This is a genomic window from Curtobacterium sp. NPDC089185 (assembly GCF_040685235.1).
Classification (GTDB): domain Bacteria; phylum Actinomycetota; class Actinomycetes; order Actinomycetales; family Microbacteriaceae; genus Curtobacterium; species Curtobacterium citri.
In genome coordinates this window covers 22,939-39,411 of record NZ_JBFBHK010000008.1, presented here as the reverse complement: position 1 = coordinate 39,411, position 16,473 = coordinate 22,939, and the positions used below count along the sequence as shown (strand labels likewise).

Below are 16,473 nucleotides of genomic sequence, written 5' to 3'. Positions count from 1 at the left end.
GCTCGTGTCGAGGGCTGCCCTGTGGTCCTCGCAGCCCGGGGACCGGCCGTGTCGTGTCAGGAACTCGGGCGGAGCGCGCTCGCGACGAGACGGAGGACGAGGGTGACCGCACCGACGACCGCGATCGCGCTGCCGACCACGACCAGGACCAGGACGCGCAGCAGCTCGTGCGCCGCCGACTCCTCCGCCTGCTGGGTGACCATCGTCGTGCTGATCAGCACGATGCCGGCGACGACGAGCAGGATCGTGCCGATCCACGTCGCCGCACGGAGCGCGAGCGGTGCTCGGACGTGGTCCGTCGGTGTGCTGGGTCGTGCCCGGGCACCCTCGGCTTCCCAGTCGGCAAGGTTCGTCATGGTGTTCCCCTCTGTCGGCTCGAGCGTAGAGCGCCCGGCGCGACTCCACTGTCCCCTGTTCGTCCGACGGGTCAGTCGGTCGTCCGGCGACGAGTCAGCGGGCGGTCTGGAGACGGGCGAGTGCCGCGAGCGTCTGTTCCGTCAGTTCCGACGACGGTGGCGTGCGGTCGAGCGCGATGTGCAGCGCTGCGCCCTCGATGTACGCGTCGAGCGTCCGCGCAGTGTCGGGCGGGAAGTGCTGTTCGAGTGCGGTCCGGCTGGCGTGCATCCAGTCCTCGGTGATGGATCGGAACTCGCCGCGGCGCGCAGCCAGCGTGTACAGCTCGTAGGTCAGGACATGCTCGCGGGGCGACCGTTGCAGGTCCTCGTGGATCAGTTCGACGATGCCGGCGACGGCTTCGTCAGCCGAACCAGCGGCTGCCATCCGGGCGGTGAACGCTGCTGCGACGCTGCGGGCGAACCGGGTGAACGCCTCGACGAGGAGTTCGTCCATGTTCGAGAAGTGGTACGTCATGGACCCGAGCGGGACGTCGGCGCGCTCGGCCACCTTCCGGTGTGAGGTCCCGGCGACACCGAGCTCGGCAATGCACTCGATCGCTGCGTCGATGATGCGGTCCCGGCGCTCGGGATCGAACCGGCGCGTCATCACAGCTCCCGGATCACGCGCGCCGGGTTGCCGACCGCGACGACGTCCGCCGGGAGGTCCTTCGTCACGACCGTGCCGGCTCCGACCACGGTGTTGTCACCGATGCTCACGCCGGGCAGGACGATGACCCCTCCGCCGAGCCACACGTTGTCACCGATCGTGATCGGTTCTCCGCCCTCGAGCTTGTCCCGCCGAGCCTGCGCCTCGACGGGGTGCGTCGGTGTGAGCAGCTGCACGTTGGGGCCGATCTGGCAGTCGGCACCGATCGTGATCTGCGCGACGTCCAGCGCAGTGAGGTTGTAGTTGGCGAAGGTGCGCGGGCCGATGGTGATGTTCTCGCCGTAGTCCACGAACAGGGGCGGCTTGACGAACGCCCCCTCGCCGAGGTCACCGATCAGTTCACGCAGCAGCGGCAGGGCGGCCGCTTCGTCCCCGACCGACGCGCGGTGGTACGCGTCGGCCAGCTGCACGGCCCGTTGCGCGCGACGGGCGTTCTCGGGGTCGTCGGCGATGTACCAGTCACCGGCGAGCATCCGCTCGCGGTTCGATCGAGGGTCATCCGCAAAGTAGTCCGTCACCACGCCAGTGTACGACCGTCCGCATAGTGTGTACGCTCGTACGCATGGCTGTTCCGTCCACCCTTCGTCGCGCCCGTCTGGCCGTGATGGGCTTGTTCTTCCTCACCGGGCTCGCGCTCGCGATGTGGGTCGTGAACATCCCCGCCGTCCAGGAGTCCACCGGCGTCTCCCACGCCGTCCTCGGCGGGCTGCTCCTGCTGCTCGGTCTGGGGTCCGTGATCGGGATGCAGGTCACCGGACCACTGGTCGACAGGATCGGCAGCCGCCGCTCCGCCATCATCGGCGCTGTCGTCCTCGCGGTCGGCGTCAACCTGCCGGGGCTCGCGCAGGACGCCTGGGGTGTCGGCGCTGCGCTGTTCGTCCTCGGGCTCGGCAACGGGGTCATGGACATCGCGATGAACGACCAGGCCGTCGTCGTGGAACGCCGGTGGGGCAGGCCGATCATGTCGAGCTTCCACGCGTTCTTCTCGGTCGGCGGTGCCGTCGGCGCCGTTGCCGGTGCGGTCGCCCAGGCCCTCGGCCTCTCGATCCACTGGTCGCTCGGGTTCGGCGCCGTCGTCGTGATCGCCTTGTCGCTGTACGGCGTCCCGAAGCTCCTCCAGGACGACCCCACCCCGGTGCTGTCCGATGCGGAGACCCCGGCCGCGACGACCGACCCACGTTCGGTCCGCAGACGCATCATCGCCCTCGCCGTGCTCGCGTTCCTGCTCATGCTCGCCGAAGGCACCGCCAACGACTGGTCAGCGCTCCAGGCCGTGCAGGACCTCGACGTCCCCGAAGCGGCCGGGTCCATCGCCTACGGCGCGTTCGCCGTCGCGATGACCATCGGTCGGTTCGCCGCCGACCCCATCGCGCACAGGCTCGGCCCGGTGCGCGTGGTCCGCTCCGGCTCGGTCGTCGCCGCAGCGGGCATGGCCGTCATCGTGCTCTCACCCGCCTACCCGCTCACACTCGCCGGCTGGGTCGTGTTCGGCCTCGGCCTGTCCGGCATCGTCCCGCAGCTCTTCACCGCCGCCGGCAACCTCGGCGTGCCGAACCAGGGCGTCGTCATGTCCCGAGTCGTCGGCGCCGGCTACGTCGGCCTCCTCGCCGGTCCCGCCATCATCGGCTGGCTCTCCCACCTCACCGGCCTCACCCACGCCCTGGTCCTCCCGCTGCTCTTCTGCGTCGTCGGCATCGCGCTCGCGACACAGGTCGCTCCGGGGACGGGCACGCGGACCACCCCAGGGCCGGTCCGGGTCGACAGCAACGGTCGTCGGCCTCGTCGGACCACCGGCGACGACGACGTCGTCGACCGGTCGGATCGGTGACCCGACACGCACGGTGACCGGCGGTCCGCACGGAGACCGGACACACACGGTGACCGGCGAGGCGGACGCGAGCCGTGCCTCCCGGCCGGCCGGTCGGCCCGTCAGGCCGGGTCCAGCTGCCGGAGCCGGTCCACGTCCGGCCACGGCGCCCACTTCGCCCGGGGTGCGTGCAGCAGGTACGGCTGCGGTGTCGGGTAGGTGACGAGCTCGAGCGTCGACCCCCACGGCGTCCGGGTGTAGACGAAGCGGTTGCCCTCCCCGGCCTCCTCGCCCCGCAGGGGTCGAGGGTCGCTGTTGCGGACGGCGCCGGCGGCCTCGAGCCGCAGGAGGGCCTCGTCGAGGTCGTCCACGTACAGCGCGAGGTGCTGCCAGCCGAGGTCGGACGGGTGCGCAGCGGCGCGCTGGTCGGGGCCGCGGTACTCGAAGAGCTCGAGCCCCGGGCCCTCGGGCAGGGCGAGCATGCGGATGGCGCCCTGCGCCATCGTGTCCGGGATACCGAGGTAGCGGTGCGCCTCCGGTGTGTCGTTCGGCACGTCGGTGGTGCGGCGCACGTCGTAGAGCACGACGGCGTCGAAGGCGGCGGCGAAGAACGCCGTCGCCGCGTCGATGTCGGGCACGGTGACGCCGACGTGGTCGATCCTGATGCCCCTGGTCATGGATCGATGATCGTGCCGCGTGGTGCTCCCCGGACGGCTCCTGTCGACCGGTGCGCCAATCCCTGCGGCATCCCGCACCGGACTGTGCGGCCGCTCAGGTGACGGCCGTGGTTGCTCGGAACGATCGTTCCGGGCCGGGGAGCGTGTCACACGACCGTTACACGAGGGAAACGGGCAGCGCGAAGAGCCTCCATAGCGTCGTCCAGGAGCGGGGACCCCCGCCGCCCACTCCCACGGAGGACGCCTTGGTCACAGAGATCGCGACACCCGTCGCTGCGCCCCACGCCCCCCGCACGACGTCGTCGGCCGCCGCCGGTGCCGGCGTCGTCAAGCCCGGGTACGACCCGTCGCTCACCAACGAGGACCTCGCCCCCCTGCGCGAACAGCGCTGGACGAGCTACAACATCTTCGCCTTCTGGATGTCCGACGTGCACTCGGTCGGCGGCTACGTCACCGCCGGGTCGCTCTTCGCACTCGGGATCGCCAGCTGGCAGGTGCTCGTCGCCCTGGTCGTCGGCATCCTGGTCGTCCAGGTGTTCGCGAACCTCGTGGCGAAGCCGTCGCAGCGCACCGGTGTGCCGTACCCGGTCATCAACCGCGCGGTGTTCGGCGTCATCGGGGCGAACGTCCCCGCCGTCATCCGCGGGCTCATCGCGACGGCCTGGTACGGCGTGCAGACCTTCCTCGCCGCGCAGTCGCTGAACATCGTGTTCCTCAAGTTCCTGCCCGGCTCGGCCGCGCTGCTCGACCACGCGTTCCTCGGGCTGTCGGCGCTCGGCTGGATCTCGTACGGCATCCTCTGGGTCGCGCAGGCCGCGCTCTTCTCGATGGGCATGGAGGCGATCCGCCGCTTCATCGACTTCGCCGGCCCCGCCGTCTACGTCGTGATGATCGCGCTCGCGGTCTACCTGGTCGCCCGGGCCGGCATCGGCAACATCTCGCTCACGCTGCACACGGGGGCGCCGATGTCGTTCGGCGCCGCGATCCCGGTGATGCTCTCCGCCGTCGCGATCGTCGTCAGCTACTTCTCCGGTCCGATGCTCAACTTCGGCGACTTCTCGCGGTACGGCAGGTCGTTCGCCGCCGTCAAGCGCGGCAACCTCTGGGGCCTACCGGTCAACTTCCTGTTCTTCTCGGTCCTCACGGTGCTCTGCGCCAGCGCCACCGTCCCGGTGTTCGGCAAGCTCATCACCGACCCGATCGAGACGGTCCAGGCGATCGACGCACCGTTCGCGATCCTGCTCGGCGGCCTGACGTTCGTGATCGCCACGGTCGGCATCAACATCGTCGCGAACTTCATCAGCCCCGCGTTCGACTTCTCGAACGTCGCCCCGCGGAAGATCAGCTGGCGCACGGGCGGCATGATCGCCGCGGTCGGCTCGGTGCTCCTGACGCCGTGGAACTGGTACGGCAACGACCAGGCGATCCTGTACACGCTCGGCATCCTCGGCGCGCTGATCGGTCCACTGTTCGGCATCCTCATCGCCGGCTACTACCTCGTCGCGAAGCAGCGGGTCGCGGTCGACGACATGTACTCGAAGGAGCCCACCGCCCGGTACTGGTACCGCGCAGGATGGAACCCGAACGCGATGTGGACCCTGCTGGTCGCCGGGGCCGTGTCCGTCGCCAGCGCGGTCCTGCCGCCCGCGACCGGGGTCCTGCCGTGGCTGTCGAACTACAGCTGGTTCATCGGCTGCGGGCTCGGGCTCGTCGTGTTCTGGGCGCTCGAGCGCCGGTCGCCGCGGATGCCGGTCCTGGCGGCCGACGACCCGACGGTCGACGACGGCGCCGCCGTGGGGCGCGCCTAGCGCGGCCCGGCCCGGCCCGTCCCGTCTCGGTTCGTTCCGGCTCGGCCCGTCTCGGCCCGTCCCGGCCGGGAGGCCCGTCCCGCCTCCGCCCCGCCCGTCACCACACAGCTCCACGCCCCGCTTCCCCTCGTCACCACCCGGAGGACCCGCTTGCGCATCCGCGTCGTCAACCCCAACACCACCGCCGCCATGACGGCCGCGATCGGGCGCGCTGCGGCTGCCGTCGCCGGGCCCGGGACCGTGATCGAGGCGGTGACGCCCACCACCGGACCGGCCTCGATCGAGAGCCACTACGAGGAGGCGCTGGCGGTCCCCGGGCTCCTCGAGCAGGTGGCACTCGGGGAACGGGACGGCGTCGACGCGTTCGTCGTCGCGTGCTTCGGCGACCCGGGCCTCGACGCCGCCAGGGAGCTCGCCACGGGTCCCGTGATCGGCATCGCGGAGGCCGGCTTCCACGCCGCGGCCATGCTCGGTCGGCGGTTCGGGGTCGTCACCACCCTCGCCCGGACGACCGGCAGGGCGTGGGAGCTCGCCGAGCGCTACGGGTTCGCGCCGCTCGTCACCGAGGTCCGCGCGTGCGAGGTCCCGGTGCTGGCGCTCGACGACCCCGCCTCGGGCGCGCGGGCGCTCGTCGTCGAGGAGTGCCGCGCGGTGCTCGCCGGTGGTGCGGACGCGGTGGTGCTCGGGTGCGCCGGCATGGCGGACCTCTGCGCCGAGGTGTCCCGGGAGGTCGGTGCCCCGGTGGTCGACGGCGTGGCTGCGGCGACGGTGCTCGCCGAGTCGCTCGTCCGGCTCGGCCTCGCGACCGGCAAGCGCGGCGAGTACGCCCCGCCACCGCCGAAGGAGGTCACCGGGGTGCTGTCGGGCTTCACCATGGCCGCCCCGACCGCCGTGCTGAGCGGGGTGTCGGCATGAGCGGCGCCGAGGCCGACCTCGTCCTGCGCGCTCGACGGGCCTGGGTCGGCGGCGCGTTCCGCCCGGCTGCGGTGGTGGTCCGGAACGGGGTCGTCGACACGGTGCTGCCGTTCGGGGACGCCGTCGACGCCGCGGAGGACCGGACCGTGCCCGACGAGCACGTGCTGCTCCCGGGGCTCGTCGACACGCACGTCCACGTCAACGAGCCGGGCCGCACCGAGTGGGAGGGATTCGCGTCCGCCACCCGCGCGGCGGCGCTCGGCGGTGTCACGACGATCGTCGACATGCCGCTCAACTCGATCCCGGCGACGACCGACGTCGACGCCCTGGCGGTCAAGCGGGCGAGCGCCGAGGGTCGCGTGGCGGTCGACGTGGGGTTCTGGGGTGGCGCGGTCCCCGCGAACGCCGGCACCCGCGGGCCGCTCCACGACGCCGGGGTGTTCGGGTTCAAGTGCTTCACCGCCCCGAGCGGCGTCGACGAGTTCCCGCACCTCGACCCGGAGCAGCTCCGTGCCGCGATCGCCGAGGTCGCGGAGCTCGACGCGCTCCTCATCGTGCACGCCGAGGACCCGGACCTGCTCGTCCCGCACGACGCGCTCGGCGGCCGGTACGCCGACTTCCTGGCGACCCGTCCGGGCAGCGCCGAGCGGTCCGCCATCGCGCGGGTCGTCGACGGTGCCCGCGAGACCGGTGCGCGCGTGCACGTGCTGCACCTGTCCGACGCCACCGCCCTGCCGCTGATCCGGGCGGCGAAGGCGGACGGTGTGCGGATCACCGTCGAGACCTGCCCGCACTACCTCGCCTTCGAGGCCAGCACGATCCCGGACGGCGCCACCGAGTTCAAGTGCTGTCCGCCGATCCGCGACGACGCGAACCGCGACGCGCTCTGGGCCGGGCTCCTCGACGGCACGATCGACTGCGTCGTCTCGGACCACTCGCCGTCGACGGCGGACCTGAAGACCGACGACTGGGGGCTCGCCTGGGGTGGGATCGCCGGGCTGCAGGTCGGCTTCCGCGCGGTGTGGACCGAGGCCGTGCGGCGGGGGATCCCGCTCGAGACCGTGCTGCCGTGGTTCACGACCGGACCGGCGGCGCTCGTCGAACTCACGGACCGCGGTCGCATCGCGCCGGGTGCCGTCGCCCACCTCGCGGTCCTCGACCCCGCGGCCGAGGACGTCGTCGAGGTCGCCGCCCTCGCACACCGCAACCCGGTGTCCGCCTTCGCGGGCCTGCACACCCTCGGTCGGGTCGTGGAGACCTGGCTGCACGGGCGGCTCGTCGCGACGGCCGCCGAGGGGGTGACCGCGGTCGAGGGCGTCCTGCTCGTCCGGCCGCAGGACACGCAACACGTACGAAACGATCGTTCCGGTACCATCCTGAACGGAACGGAGGCACCATGACGCAGCCAGTGAACCCGCCCGCCCGACTCCTCATGGGTCCGGGCCCGATCGACGCCGACCCCCGGGTGCTCCGGGCGCTCTCGACGCCGCTCGTCGGGCAGTACGACCCGTGGATGACCGCCACGATGACCGCGACGCAGGAGCTGTACCGCCAGGTCTTGGGCACCCGCAACGACGCCACGGTCCTGGTCGACGGGACCTCGCGCGCCGGCATCGAGGCGGCCCTGGTCTCCCTCCTGGCACCCGGGGACCGCGTGCTCGTGCCCGTGTTCGGGCGCTTCGGACACCTGCTGGCCGAGATCGCCGGGCGCGCCGGCGCCGAGGTGCACACGATCGAGACCGAGTGGGGACAGGTCTTCCCGACGTCGGTGGTCGAGGACGCCGTGCGCCGCGTCCGGCCGAAGGTCCTGGCGGTCGTGCAGGGCGACACCTCCACCACGATGAACCAGCCGCTCGACGAGCTCGGCGCGGTCTGCGACCGGTACGGGGCGCTGCTCTACACCGACGCCACCGCGAGCATCGGCGGCAACCCGCTCGAGGTGGACGCGTGGGGGATCGACGTCGCGAGCGCCGGGCTGCAGAAGTGCCTCGGGGGTCCGTCCGGCAGCGCCCCGATCACCGTCTCGCCGCGCGCGGTCGCGGTGCTCGACGGCCGTCGGAGCATCGAGGCCGGTATCCGCGAGGCCGACGACGTCGTCTCCGACCACCCGATCCGGTCGAACTACCTCGACCTCGCGATGATCCTCGACTACTGGGGACCGCGGCGTCTGAACCACCACACCGAGGCCGCGTCGATGCTCTACGCCGCCAACGAGTGCGCACGCATCCTGCTCGAGGAGGGGCGGGAGACCGTCGTCGAGCGTCACGCGACGGCCGGTCGCGCGATGCTCGCGGGGGTGGAGGCCCTGGGTCTGCGGGTCTTCGGCGACGTCGGGCACAAGATGCACAACGTCGTCGCCGTGGAGATCCCGGAGGACGTCGTCGGCGACCAGGTCCGCGGCGCGATGCTCGAGGACCACGGCATCGAGATCGGCACGTCGTTCGGCCCGCTGCACGGCCGCGTCTGGCGGATCGGCACGATGGGGTACAACGCGCGCAAGGACGCCGTGGTGACGACGCTCGCCGCGCTCGAGCACAGCCTCCGGCGTGCGGGGCACGCCGTCCCGCAGGGAGCGGGCGTCGACGCGGCGCTCGACGTGCACGCCGGAGCGTCCGTGCCGGTCGGGGCCCCCGCATGAGCGCGGTCACCCCGACCCCCGTCCCGACCGCCAGCACGCGTGCCCTCGCCGACGCCGCGACGATCGTCCGGTGGTGCGACGCCCTCGCCGCGGTGTCCGAGGACGACGGCCGCACCACCCGCGTCTACCTGTCACCGGAGCACGCGCGGGTGAACGCGGTCGTCGCGGAGTGGATGCACGACGCGGGCCTCCGCACGTGGCAGGACGCGGCGGGCAACCTGCACGGCATCGTCGACGGCGCGACGCCGGACGCCCCCGTGCTGCTGCTCGGCTCGCACCTCGACACCGTCGTCGACGCCGGTCGCTACGACGGGGTCGTCGGGGTCCTGATGGCGATCCGCACCGCGGCCCGGCTCACCGCGGCCGGCCCGTTGCCCGTCGCCCTGCAGGTCACCGCGTTCTCGGACGAGGAGGGCACCCGGTTCGGCAAGGCCCTGCTCGGGTCCTCCGCCGTCGCCGGGGTCTGGGACGAGGCGTGGTGGGACCTCGAGGACGGCGACGGGACCACCCTGCGGCAGGCCTTCACCGACTTCGGACTCGACCCGGAGCGTGTCGGCGAGGCCGCACTGGCACCGGAGCGGCTCGTCGGGTACCTCGAGGCGCACATCGAGCAGGGTCCCCACCTGGAGCAGGCCGGTCAGGCCCTCGGCGTGGTGACCAGCATCGCGAGCGCCCGTCGCTTCACGGTCGAGGCCGTCGGTGAGGCCCGGCACGCCGGCGGCACCCCCTACGAGCGTCGGCACGACGCCCTGCTCGCCGCGGCCGAGGCCGCCCTGGCCGTCGAGCGCATCTGCCGGGCGGAGCAGCACGTCGGCACCGTCGGCACGATGTCCGTCGAACCCGGGGCCGTGAACGTCGTGCCGGGGCTCGCCCGCTTCAGCGTCGACCTGCGTGGGGAGTTCGACGAGGGCCGCGACCGGGTGTGGGAGGCGATCACGGCGGCGTTCGACGAGATCGCCACCCGACGCGGCGTGGCCGTGTCGCCGACCGAGGTGCACCGTGCGCCGGCGGTGTTCTGCGCACCCCGGCTGATGGACGCGATCCGTGCGGGCATCGCCTCGACGGGGGAGACCGCGCCCGCCGAGCTGTTCTCCCGCGCCGGGCACGACGCCATGTCGCTCGGCCTGGTGACCGACGTCGCGATGCTGTTCCTGCGCAACCCCGACGGCATCAGCCACCACCCGGACGAGTTCGTCTCCGAGGACGACGTCGCCCTCGGCCTCGACGCGCTCGCCGTGGCCGTCGAGCGGATCGCCGACGACGTCGTCGCCCACGGTCGGGAGGTCCCGGCGTGAGCGCCGTCCCCGACGTCCGCGCCCGCGTCGACGCCGTCTGGGACCGCCTGTCGCCCGCGGAGCGCCGGGTCGCCGCGATGGTCCGGCACGACCCCGAGCTGCTGCTCGTCGGCACGTCCGCCGAGCTCGCGGCCGAGTCCGGCACGTCGAAGGCGACGGTCTCGCGCCTGGTCCGCTCCCTCGGGTTCCAGGACGCCGCCGAGGTCCGGCAGGAGCTCATGTCCGCTCGGGGCAGCGGGTTGCCCTGGGCCGCGGAGGACGCCGCGCACGTCGACCAGCGGGCCGTCGAGGCGCGCAACCTCGACGCCGCGTTCGCCTCCCTCGCCCGGGCCGACCGCGTCCGGCTCGCCCGCCGGATCGTCCGCGCCCGCCGAGTGCTCGTGTTCGGCGAACGCGGCGCGCACCCCGTCGCCATGCAGCTCCGCTCCCAGCTCGCGCAGGTCCGTCCGGACGTCCGGATCGGTCCGGCACCCGGGCAGCGCCTGGGGGAGGAGGTCGCCGACCTCGACCGCCGCGACCTCGTCGTGCTCGTCACGGTGCGGCGACACGCGGCCGGTGCCGAGCGGCTCGTGCGGCACTGCGTCGCGACCGGGGCGGACGTCGTCGTGCTCGGCGACCCGACCGCGGCGGTCATCGCCGCCCCCGCTGCGACCGCGGTGCTCTGCCCCGTCGACTCGCCGTCGGCGTTCGACTCCATGGCGGCGCTCTTCGCCGTCGTCGCCGCCATCGCGAACGACGTGTACGAGGCGTCCGGTCCCGCCGGTCGTGCCCGCGTCGACGCGGTCGCCGCGGCCTACGACTCGCTCGGAGAGCTCGCCGCGCGCTGACCGTCGTGCCCGCGCTCGAGCTCCGCGCGGAGCGTGGCGTTCCGCGCGGCGATGAGCCGCGGCATGTACCGCGCCAGCGCGAGCCGCTCGGCGAGCCACCCCAGCGGACCGAGCGGTGCGCGGAAGGTGACGTCGTCCACCATCCGCGTGCCGACGGCCGACGGCTCGAACCGGTGCTCGTGCCGGAAGCGGGCGAACGGACCACGCACCTGTTCGTCGACGAAGCGACCCGGCGCCTCCAGGGCGGTGATCCGGCTCGTCATCCGCCAGACGACCCCGAAGTGCCGTGCGCGCCACGTGACGCTCTCGCCGAGGCCGATGGTGCCGGACGTCGTGCCGGCCACGGCGCGTTCATCGGTACCCGCCATCGAGCGTTCGTGCGCGCCGACGTCGAGCGAGAGCGCGAAGACCCGCTCGGGCGGCGCCGCGATCTCGGTGACCAGGCGGAAGACGACGGTCACGCCGTCGGCCAGACCTGCGGCCCGGACCGGTCGTCGTCCCGCAGCACCGCCGCGAGCAGTTGGTCCTGCCGGACACCGCGGTGCAGCACCGCCGAGCGTGCGCGTCCCTCGTAGCGCAGGCCGACCCGCTGGGCGGTGGCGGCGGAGGCGGCGTTCGTCGCGATGGCCCGCCACTGCACCCGCTCGAGCGCGAGACCGGTCGGTGACGCCGCGAAGGCCCACCGCAGCACCCGCTCGACCGCCTCGGCGACGAACCCGTGCCCGCGTCCGTCGGGGTGGAGTGCGTAGCCGATCTCGGCCGCACCGTCCGCGATCCCGAACAACCCGACCGTGCCGAGCAGCCGCAGGTCGTCCGCGCGGCGGAGGCCGAACTCGGTGCGGGTGCCGTCCCGCCAGCCCGCGGCGACGACCTCCCGGATCCAGTGCCGGGCCTCGGCGTGGCCGTACGGCACCGGCACCGGGGTGAAGGCGACGACGTCCGGGTCGTTCGCGTACGCGACGACGTCGTCGGCGTCGGCGTCGACCGGGACGGACAGCACGAGCCGGTCGGTGCGGAGCGTCACGGGGTGCACAGCGCGAGCCTAGCGAGCGGGCGGCGGCGCGGTAGCGTCGACGCATGACGTTCGACTCCCTCGCCTTCCCCGTCGTCGACGGCCACAACGACCTGCCGTGGGAGCGTCGCGAGTCCCACGACTCCGGCGTCGAGGGCATCGACACCGAGGACGGGACCCTGCACACCGACCTGCCGAAGCTGCGCGCCGGTGGCGTCGTCGGACAGTTCTGGTCGGTGTTCGTGCCGTCGGACGACCCCGACCCGGTGCGGACGACGCTGCAGCAGGTCGACACCGCCCACCGGATCATCGAGCGGTACCCGGACGACCTGACCTTTGTCCGGACCGCCGCCGAGCTCCGGGCCGCCGTCGCTGCCGGACGCATCGCCTCGCTGCTCGGGGCCGAGGGCGGGCACTCCATCGGCGACGACCTGGCCGTGCTCCGCACGCTCGCCCGGCTCGGCGTGCGCTACATGACGCTGACGCACAACGACGACACCACCTGGGCCGACTCCGCGACCGGAGTCCGGGCGCACGGCGGACTGACCGACCGCGGGCGCGAGGTCGTCGCCGAGATGGAGCGGATCGGCATGCTCGTCGACCTCTCCCACACCGCACCCACCACGATGCGGGACACCCTCGACGTCGCCACGCAGCCCGTCGTGTTCAGCCACTCGTCGACGGTCGCGATCGACGACCACCCCCGCAACGTCCCCGACGACGTGCTGGCCCGCCTGGCCGACAACGGCGGGGTGGTGATGATCACCTTCGTCCCGAAGTTCGTCTCGCGCGCGTGGGCGGACTGGGAGGAGGCGGGTTCCGAGGGGACGCCGCCGCCGGTGACCGTCGCGGACGTGGCGGACCACGTCGAGCACGCGCGGGACGTCGCCGGCGTCGGGCACCTCGGGCTCGGCGGCGACTACGACGGGACGCCCGTGCTGCCGCCGGACCTGCGGGACGTGTCGCGGTACCCGGTGCTCGCCGAGGAGCTGCGGCGGCGCGGGTGGGGCGACGCCGACCTGCGGGCGCTCGCGGGCGGCAACGTGCTGCGGGTGCTCGAGGCGACGGACGGGCGGTTCGCGCGCAACGCGGGGCGCTGACCCGGACCGGATGCGTGGTCGACGTCCGGCGCGTCAGTGGGCGTCATCGACGGGGGAGCACCGGGCGCCGTCGGTAGGATCACGGGGGACTGCAGCGTCACCACCGTCGGTGGCGCCCATCGACCGGAGGACGAAGACGGATGACCGGCACCATCTACGACGACATCACGCAGGCGTTCGGCAACACCCCGCTCGTCCGCCTCAACCGCCTGCCGCAGCCGGACGGCGCCGAGGTCCTGGCGAAGCTCGAGTTCTACAACCCGGGGTCCAGCGTGAAGGACCGGCTCGGGGTCGCGATCATCGACGCGGCCGAGGAGTCCGGGGAGCTCCGTCCGGGCGGCACGATCGTCGAGGGCTCGTCCGGCAACACCGGGATCGCGCTCGCACTGGTCGGTGCCGCGCGCGGGTACCGCGTCGTCATCACCATGCCGGAGACCATGAGCGTCGAGCGTCGTGCACTCATCCGTGCCTTCGGCGCCGAGATCGTCCTGACGCCCGGTCCCGAGGGGATGAAGGGCGCCGTCGCGCGTGCGGAGCAGATCGTCGAGGAGACCCCCGGGGCGATCCTCGCGCACCAGTTCGAGACCGCCGCGAACGCGGCGATCCACCGCAGGACCACCGCCGAGGAGATCCTCCGCGACACCGAGGGGCACGTCGACGTGTTCGTCGCCGGTGTCGGCACGGGCGGCACCATCACCGGTGTCGGCCAGGTGCTCAAGGAGCGCGTCCCGGGCGTGCAGATCGTCGCCGTCGAGCCGAAGGACTCGCCGCTGCTGTCGGAGGGCAAGGCCGGTCCGCACAAGATCCAGGGGATCGGCGCCAACTTCGTGCCCGAGGTCCTCGACCGGTCCGTCATCGACGAGGTGTTCGACGTCGAGCTCGACGACGCCTTGCGCGTGGCACGGGCGCTCGGGACCGAGGAGGGCATCCTCGCCGGCATCTCGTCCGGTGCCATCGTGCACGCCGCGGTCGAGATCGCCGCCCGCCCGGAGAACGCTGGCAAGCGCGTCGTCGCGATCGTCTGCGACACCGGTGAGCGCTACCTGTCCACGCCGCTCTTCGAGGGACTCACTGCGTGAGCCGTGCCGTCCGACGCGGCGTGCTGGGGACCGTCCGGGAGGACCTGGCCGCAGCACGCCGCGGTGACCCCGCGGCCCGGGGCGACCTGGAGAACGCGGTGGTCTACTCCGGCCTGCACGCGATCTGGACGCACCGCCTGACGCACCGGCTCTGGCTCGCGCGCGGTCTGCCCGGCTCGCGCTTCGCCGCCCGGGTCCTGGCGCAGCTCGCGCGCGCCACGACCGGGATCGAGATCCACCCGGGCGCACGGATCGGTCGTCGCTTCTTCATCGACCACGGCATGGGCGTCGTGATCGGCGAGACCGCGGTCATCGGCGACGACGTGCTGGTGTTCCACGGCGTGACGCTCGGCGGCCGCGGCGGTGAGCACGGACCGGGGCGGCGGCGGCACCCGGTCGTCGGCGACCGGGTGGTGCTCGGAGCGGGGTCGTCGCTCATCGGTGCCATCACCGTGGGGGCGGACACCGTCGTCGGTGCGAACACGGTGGTGACGAAGGACGTCCCCGCGGGGTCGGTCGTCACCGGGGTGGCCGGCACGGCGCGGCCGAGGTCGGGACACGAGGGTGTCCCGACGCTCTGACCGTGTGCGTCAGCTCTTCTCGCAGGCGATGCCGTCCTTGTCGGCGTCCATCGACTTGTTCGCGTTGTAGAGCGCGTCGTCCTTCTTGACCGTGCCCTTCAGCGCGCGGTGCTCGACCTTGCCGGACTTGGTCTTCACGGTGTTGTACGTCACCGATTTCTTCGCGATGCCGCCGGAGTACACCTTCTGCACGGCGGCGCAGTTCGCGTAGGTCTTCGGCGCGGCGGACGCGGCCGTGGTGCCGCCGAGCACGACGGCGGCGGCGAGTGCGACGGTGGCGACGGTTGCGCCGAGGGTGCGGGTGGTCTGCACGGGTTCTTCCCCCTGGGACGTGGTGGCCGCTCGCGCGACCGCCGCGTCGGGTGCGCGGCGGCACGATCGTAGCCGAGCAGGGCTCATCAGCGGATACCCCCGAGCGGGGCGGTGCGGCATGCTGGAGTCGTGGACGGCGCAGCACTGCACGAGGTGGCGATCCGGACGGCCCTGGCACTCCCCGCGGTCGAGGAGACGCAGCCGTTCGGCGAGGACTCGGTCGTGCACAAGGTGGTCGGCCGCATGTTCCTGCTCACCACGACGCTGCGGGGCGTGCCGATCGTCAACCTCAAGTGCGCGCCCCCGCACGCTGCCGCACTGGTCCGCGACCTCGCCGAGGTCACACCGGGGTGGCACATGGACAAGCGGCACTGGATCACGCTGGCGCCGGGGGAGGGGCTCGACGAGGCGATGGTGGAGGACCTCGTCGCGAACTCCTGGGAGCTCGTCGTGCAGGGGCTGCCGCGCGCCCGCCGTCCGCTCGACCCCGCGCGCCGGGTCGGGCCCTAGTCCCGTCCGCTCGACCCCGCGCGTCGGGTCGGGCCCTAGTCCCGTCCGCTCGACCCCGCGCGTCGGGTCGGGCCCTAGTCCCGTCCGCTCGACCCCGCGCGCCGGGTCGGGCCCGAGAGCCGCCCGCGGGCGAGCACCTTCGAGACGTCGCGGACGACCTTCGGCGCCAGCCCGTCCCCGGAGTCGAGCACCGCGCGGGCCTGCTCCGGCGTGAGGCCCGCGGAGATCTGGCCGATGGTCACGCCGTGCGCCGGCCGGTGGGTCACCACGACCGGGTCGCCGGCGGCAACCGGTCCGGACCGCAGGACGCGGAGGTAGGCGCCCGGACGGTTCTCCTCGGCGAACCGGCGGACCCACCCGTCGATGCGCATCCGCCGCGCGAAGGTCCCGCACGGCACCCGCGGGATCGTGACCTCGAGCTCGAGGGTCTCGCCGATCCGCCACCGTTCGCCGGTGACCGCCCCGGTGACGTCGACGCCGCTCGTCCGCAGGTTCTCGCCGAAGAGCCCGGGCGGGACGTCGCGGTCGAGCACCTCGGCGAAGTACGCGGCGTCCTCGTCGGCGTAGGCGTACACGGCCTGGTCCTCGCCGCCGTGGTGCTTCCGGTCGGCCTGCACGTCGGCGTGCAGGCCGAGCGGGCGCACCCGGACGGGGCCGTCGACGGGTCGCTTGTCGATCGCGGTGATGCCGATGGTGCCGGAGTCGCGGAGGAGCTGCTCGACGCGGCAGACGGCGGTGACGAGGGACACGGCACCACCCTGCCCCATGTCGGTCCCCGATCGCGACCGGCGTGCCGCGTGACGATCCGTCCCGTCCGACCGTCACACCGACGCCCAGACTTCCCCGAGGC

General features: G+C 73.1%; 19 protein-coding genes. 11 read left to right on the top strand and 8 right to left on the bottom strand.

Annotation, left to right across the window (positions count from 1 at the left end):
• Window positions 1-56 precede the first annotated feature (56 nt).
• The 3 genes from AB0N84_RS10310 to AB0N84_RS10300 all read right to left on the bottom strand — a co-directional run bounded on the left by AB0N84_RS10310 (window position 57) and on the right by AB0N84_RS10300 (window position 1,583).
• Window positions 57-356: a hypothetical protein gene (locus AB0N84_RS10310; protein WP_363545855.1), complete on the bottom strand. Its 300-nt coding sequence runs from the start codon at window positions 354-356 to the stop codon at window positions 57-59.
• 94 nt (window positions 357-450) lie between these two features.
• Window positions 451-1,002 (bottom strand): TetR family transcriptional regulator, encoded by a 552-nt coding sequence (locus tag AB0N84_RS10305; RefSeq protein ID WP_363545852.1) that lies wholly within the window; start codon window positions 1,000-1,002, stop codon window positions 451-453.
• Entirely contained in the window at window positions 1,002-1,583 is a 582-nt protein-coding gene (locus tag AB0N84_RS10300; protein WP_363545849.1) for a sugar O-acetyltransferase, read from the bottom strand. The genes AB0N84_RS10305 and AB0N84_RS10300 overlap by 1 nt, the downstream gene beginning before the upstream one ends.
• A gap of 41 nt (window positions 1,584-1,624) precedes the next feature.
• On the opposite strand from AB0N84_RS10300, the gene AB0N84_RS10295 reads away from it, so the two are divergent.
• Window positions 1,625-2,890, top strand: a complete 1,266-nt coding sequence (locus tag AB0N84_RS10295; RefSeq protein WP_363545846.1) for an MFS transporter — start codon at window positions 1,625-1,627, stop codon at window positions 2,888-2,890.
• A 101-nt stretch (window positions 2,891-2,991) separates the two neighbouring features.
• On the opposite strand, the gene AB0N84_RS10290 is transcribed toward AB0N84_RS10295, so the two are convergent.
• Window positions 2,992-3,546 (bottom strand): VOC family protein, encoded by a 555-nt coding sequence (locus tag AB0N84_RS10290; protein WP_069713383.1) that lies wholly within the window; start codon window positions 3,544-3,546, stop codon window positions 2,992-2,994.
• Between the two features lie 245 nt (window positions 3,547-3,791).
• On the opposite strand from AB0N84_RS10290, the gene AB0N84_RS10285 reads away from it, so the two are divergent.
• The 6 genes from AB0N84_RS10285 (at window position 3,792) to AB0N84_RS10260 (ending at window position 11,029) form a co-directional block, all read left to right on the top strand.
• On the top strand, window positions 3,792-5,354 hold the full coding sequence (locus AB0N84_RS10285; protein ID WP_363545842.1) for an NCS1 family nucleobase:cation symporter-1: 1,563 nt from the start codon (window positions 3,792-3,794) through the stop codon (window positions 5,352-5,354).
• Between the two features lie 150 nt (window positions 5,355-5,504).
• The gene (locus AB0N84_RS10280) at window positions 5,505-6,269 is read left to right on the top strand and encodes an aspartate/glutamate racemase family protein (RefSeq protein ID WP_363545839.1); all 765 of its coding nucleotides are present in this window, start codon (window positions 5,505-5,507) and stop codon (window positions 6,267-6,269) included.
• Window positions 6,266-7,669 carry an allantoinase AllB gene (gene allB, locus AB0N84_RS10275; RefSeq protein WP_363545836.1) on the top strand — a complete coding sequence of 468 codons (1,404 nt, stop codon included), beginning with the start codon at window positions 6,266-6,268 and terminating at the stop codon, window positions 7,667-7,669. The genes AB0N84_RS10280 and allB overlap by 4 nt, the downstream gene beginning before the upstream one ends.
• Entirely contained in the window at window positions 7,666-8,907 is a 1,242-nt protein-coding gene (locus AB0N84_RS10270) for an alanine--glyoxylate aminotransferase family protein (RefSeq protein WP_363545833.1), read from the top strand. Before allB ends, AB0N84_RS10270 begins: the two co-directional genes overlap by 4 nt.
• The gene (locus AB0N84_RS10265; protein ID WP_363545830.1) at window positions 8,904-10,202 is read left to right on the top strand and encodes an allantoate amidohydrolase; all 1,299 of its coding nucleotides are present in this window, start codon (window positions 8,904-8,906) and stop codon (window positions 10,200-10,202) included. Before AB0N84_RS10270 ends, AB0N84_RS10265 begins: the two co-directional genes overlap by 4 nt.
• Window positions 10,199-11,029: an SIS domain-containing protein gene (locus AB0N84_RS10260; RefSeq protein ID WP_069713379.1), complete on the top strand. Its 831-nt coding sequence runs from the start codon at window positions 10,199-10,201 to the stop codon at window positions 11,027-11,029. The genes AB0N84_RS10265 and AB0N84_RS10260 overlap by 4 nt, the downstream gene beginning before the upstream one ends.
• Here the strand turns inward: AB0N84_RS10260 and AB0N84_RS10255 are convergent.
• Both AB0N84_RS10255 and AB0N84_RS10250 read right to left on the bottom strand, forming a co-directional pair.
• Window positions 10,996-11,490, bottom strand: a complete 495-nt coding sequence (locus AB0N84_RS10255; RefSeq protein ID WP_289457232.1) for an SRPBCC family protein — start codon at window positions 11,488-11,490, stop codon at window positions 10,996-10,998. The two genes, AB0N84_RS10260 and AB0N84_RS10255, sit on opposite strands and share 34 nt — an antisense overlap.
• Entirely contained in the window at window positions 11,487-12,062 is a 576-nt protein-coding gene (locus AB0N84_RS10250) for a GNAT family protein (RefSeq protein WP_363545827.1), read from the bottom strand. Before AB0N84_RS10250 ends, AB0N84_RS10255 begins: the two co-directional genes overlap by 4 nt.
• Window positions 12,063-12,106: 44 nt before the next feature.
• Between AB0N84_RS10250 and AB0N84_RS10245 the strand changes: the two genes are divergently transcribed.
• From AB0N84_RS10245 to epsC, 3 genes are all read left to right on the top strand, one after another.
• Entirely contained in the window at window positions 12,107-13,141 is a 1,035-nt protein-coding gene (locus tag AB0N84_RS10245) for a dipeptidase (RefSeq protein ID WP_289457237.1), read from the top strand.
• Window positions 13,142-13,281: 140 nt separating this feature from the next.
• Window positions 13,282-14,220, top strand: a complete 939-nt coding sequence (gene cysK / locus AB0N84_RS10240) for a cysteine synthase A (RefSeq protein WP_182045665.1) — start codon at window positions 13,282-13,284, stop codon at window positions 14,218-14,220.
• Window positions 14,217-14,801 carry a serine O-acetyltransferase EpsC gene (gene epsC / locus AB0N84_RS10235; protein WP_259346049.1) on the top strand — a complete coding sequence of 195 codons (585 nt, stop codon included), beginning with the start codon at window positions 14,217-14,219 and terminating at the stop codon, window positions 14,799-14,801. Before cysK ends, epsC begins: the two co-directional genes overlap by 4 nt.
• Window positions 14,802-14,810: 9 nt before the next feature.
• On the opposite strand, the gene AB0N84_RS10230 is transcribed toward epsC, so the two are convergent.
• Window positions 14,811-15,113: an excalibur calcium-binding domain-containing protein gene (locus tag AB0N84_RS10230; protein WP_220456181.1), complete on the bottom strand. Its 303-nt coding sequence runs from the start codon at window positions 15,111-15,113 to the stop codon at window positions 14,811-14,813.
• A 129-nt stretch (window positions 15,114-15,242) separates the two neighbouring features.
• Here AB0N84_RS10230 and AB0N84_RS10225 point away from each other — a divergent pair, with 129 nt between their 5' ends.
• On the top strand, window positions 15,243-15,623 hold the full coding sequence (locus AB0N84_RS10225; RefSeq protein ID WP_363545822.1) for an MmcQ/YjbR family DNA-binding protein: 381 nt from the start codon (window positions 15,243-15,245) through the stop codon (window positions 15,621-15,623).
• 74 nt (window positions 15,624-15,697) lie between these two features.
• Here the strand turns inward: AB0N84_RS10225 and AB0N84_RS10220 are convergent, their stop codons facing one another.
• Window positions 15,698-16,372 (bottom strand): MOSC domain-containing protein, encoded by a 675-nt coding sequence (locus tag AB0N84_RS10220; RefSeq protein ID WP_363545820.1) that lies wholly within the window; start codon window positions 16,370-16,372, stop codon window positions 15,698-15,700.
• Window positions 16,373-16,473: the final 101 nt, after the last annotated feature.

Bases quoted from the DNA above. Each gene is read 5' to 3' on its own strand.
- AB0N84_RS10310 (WP_363545855.1), bottom strand. From the start codon at position 356: ATGACGAACCTTGCCGACTGGGAAGCCGAGGGTGCCCGGGCACGACCC.
- AB0N84_RS10305 (WP_363545852.1), bottom strand. From the start codon at position 1,002: ATGACGCGCCGGTTCGATCCCGAGCGCCGGGACCGCATCATCGACGCA.
- AB0N84_RS10295 (WP_363545846.1), top strand. From the start codon at position 1,625: ATGGCTGTTCCGTCCACCCTTCGTCGCGCCCGTCTGGCCGTGATGGGC.
- AB0N84_RS10290 (WP_069713383.1), bottom strand. From the start codon at position 3,546: ATGACCAGGGGCATCAGGATCGACCACGTCGGCGTCACCGTGCCCGAC.
- allB (WP_363545836.1), top strand. From the start codon at position 6,266: ATGAGCGGCGCCGAGGCCGACCTCGTCCTGCGCGCTCGACGGGCCTGG.
- AB0N84_RS10270 (WP_363545833.1), top strand. From the start codon at position 7,666: ATGACGCAGCCAGTGAACCCGCCCGCCCGACTCCTCATGGGTCCGGGC.
- AB0N84_RS10265 (WP_363545830.1), top strand. From the start codon at position 8,904: ATGAGCGCGGTCACCCCGACCCCCGTCCCGACCGCCAGCACGCGTGCC.
- AB0N84_RS10245 (WP_289457237.1), top strand. From the start codon at position 12,107: ATGACGTTCGACTCCCTCGCCTTCCCCGTCGTCGACGGCCACAACGAC.
- cysK (WP_182045665.1), top strand. From the start codon at position 13,282: ATGACCGGCACCATCTACGACGACATCACGCAGGCGTTCGGCAACACC.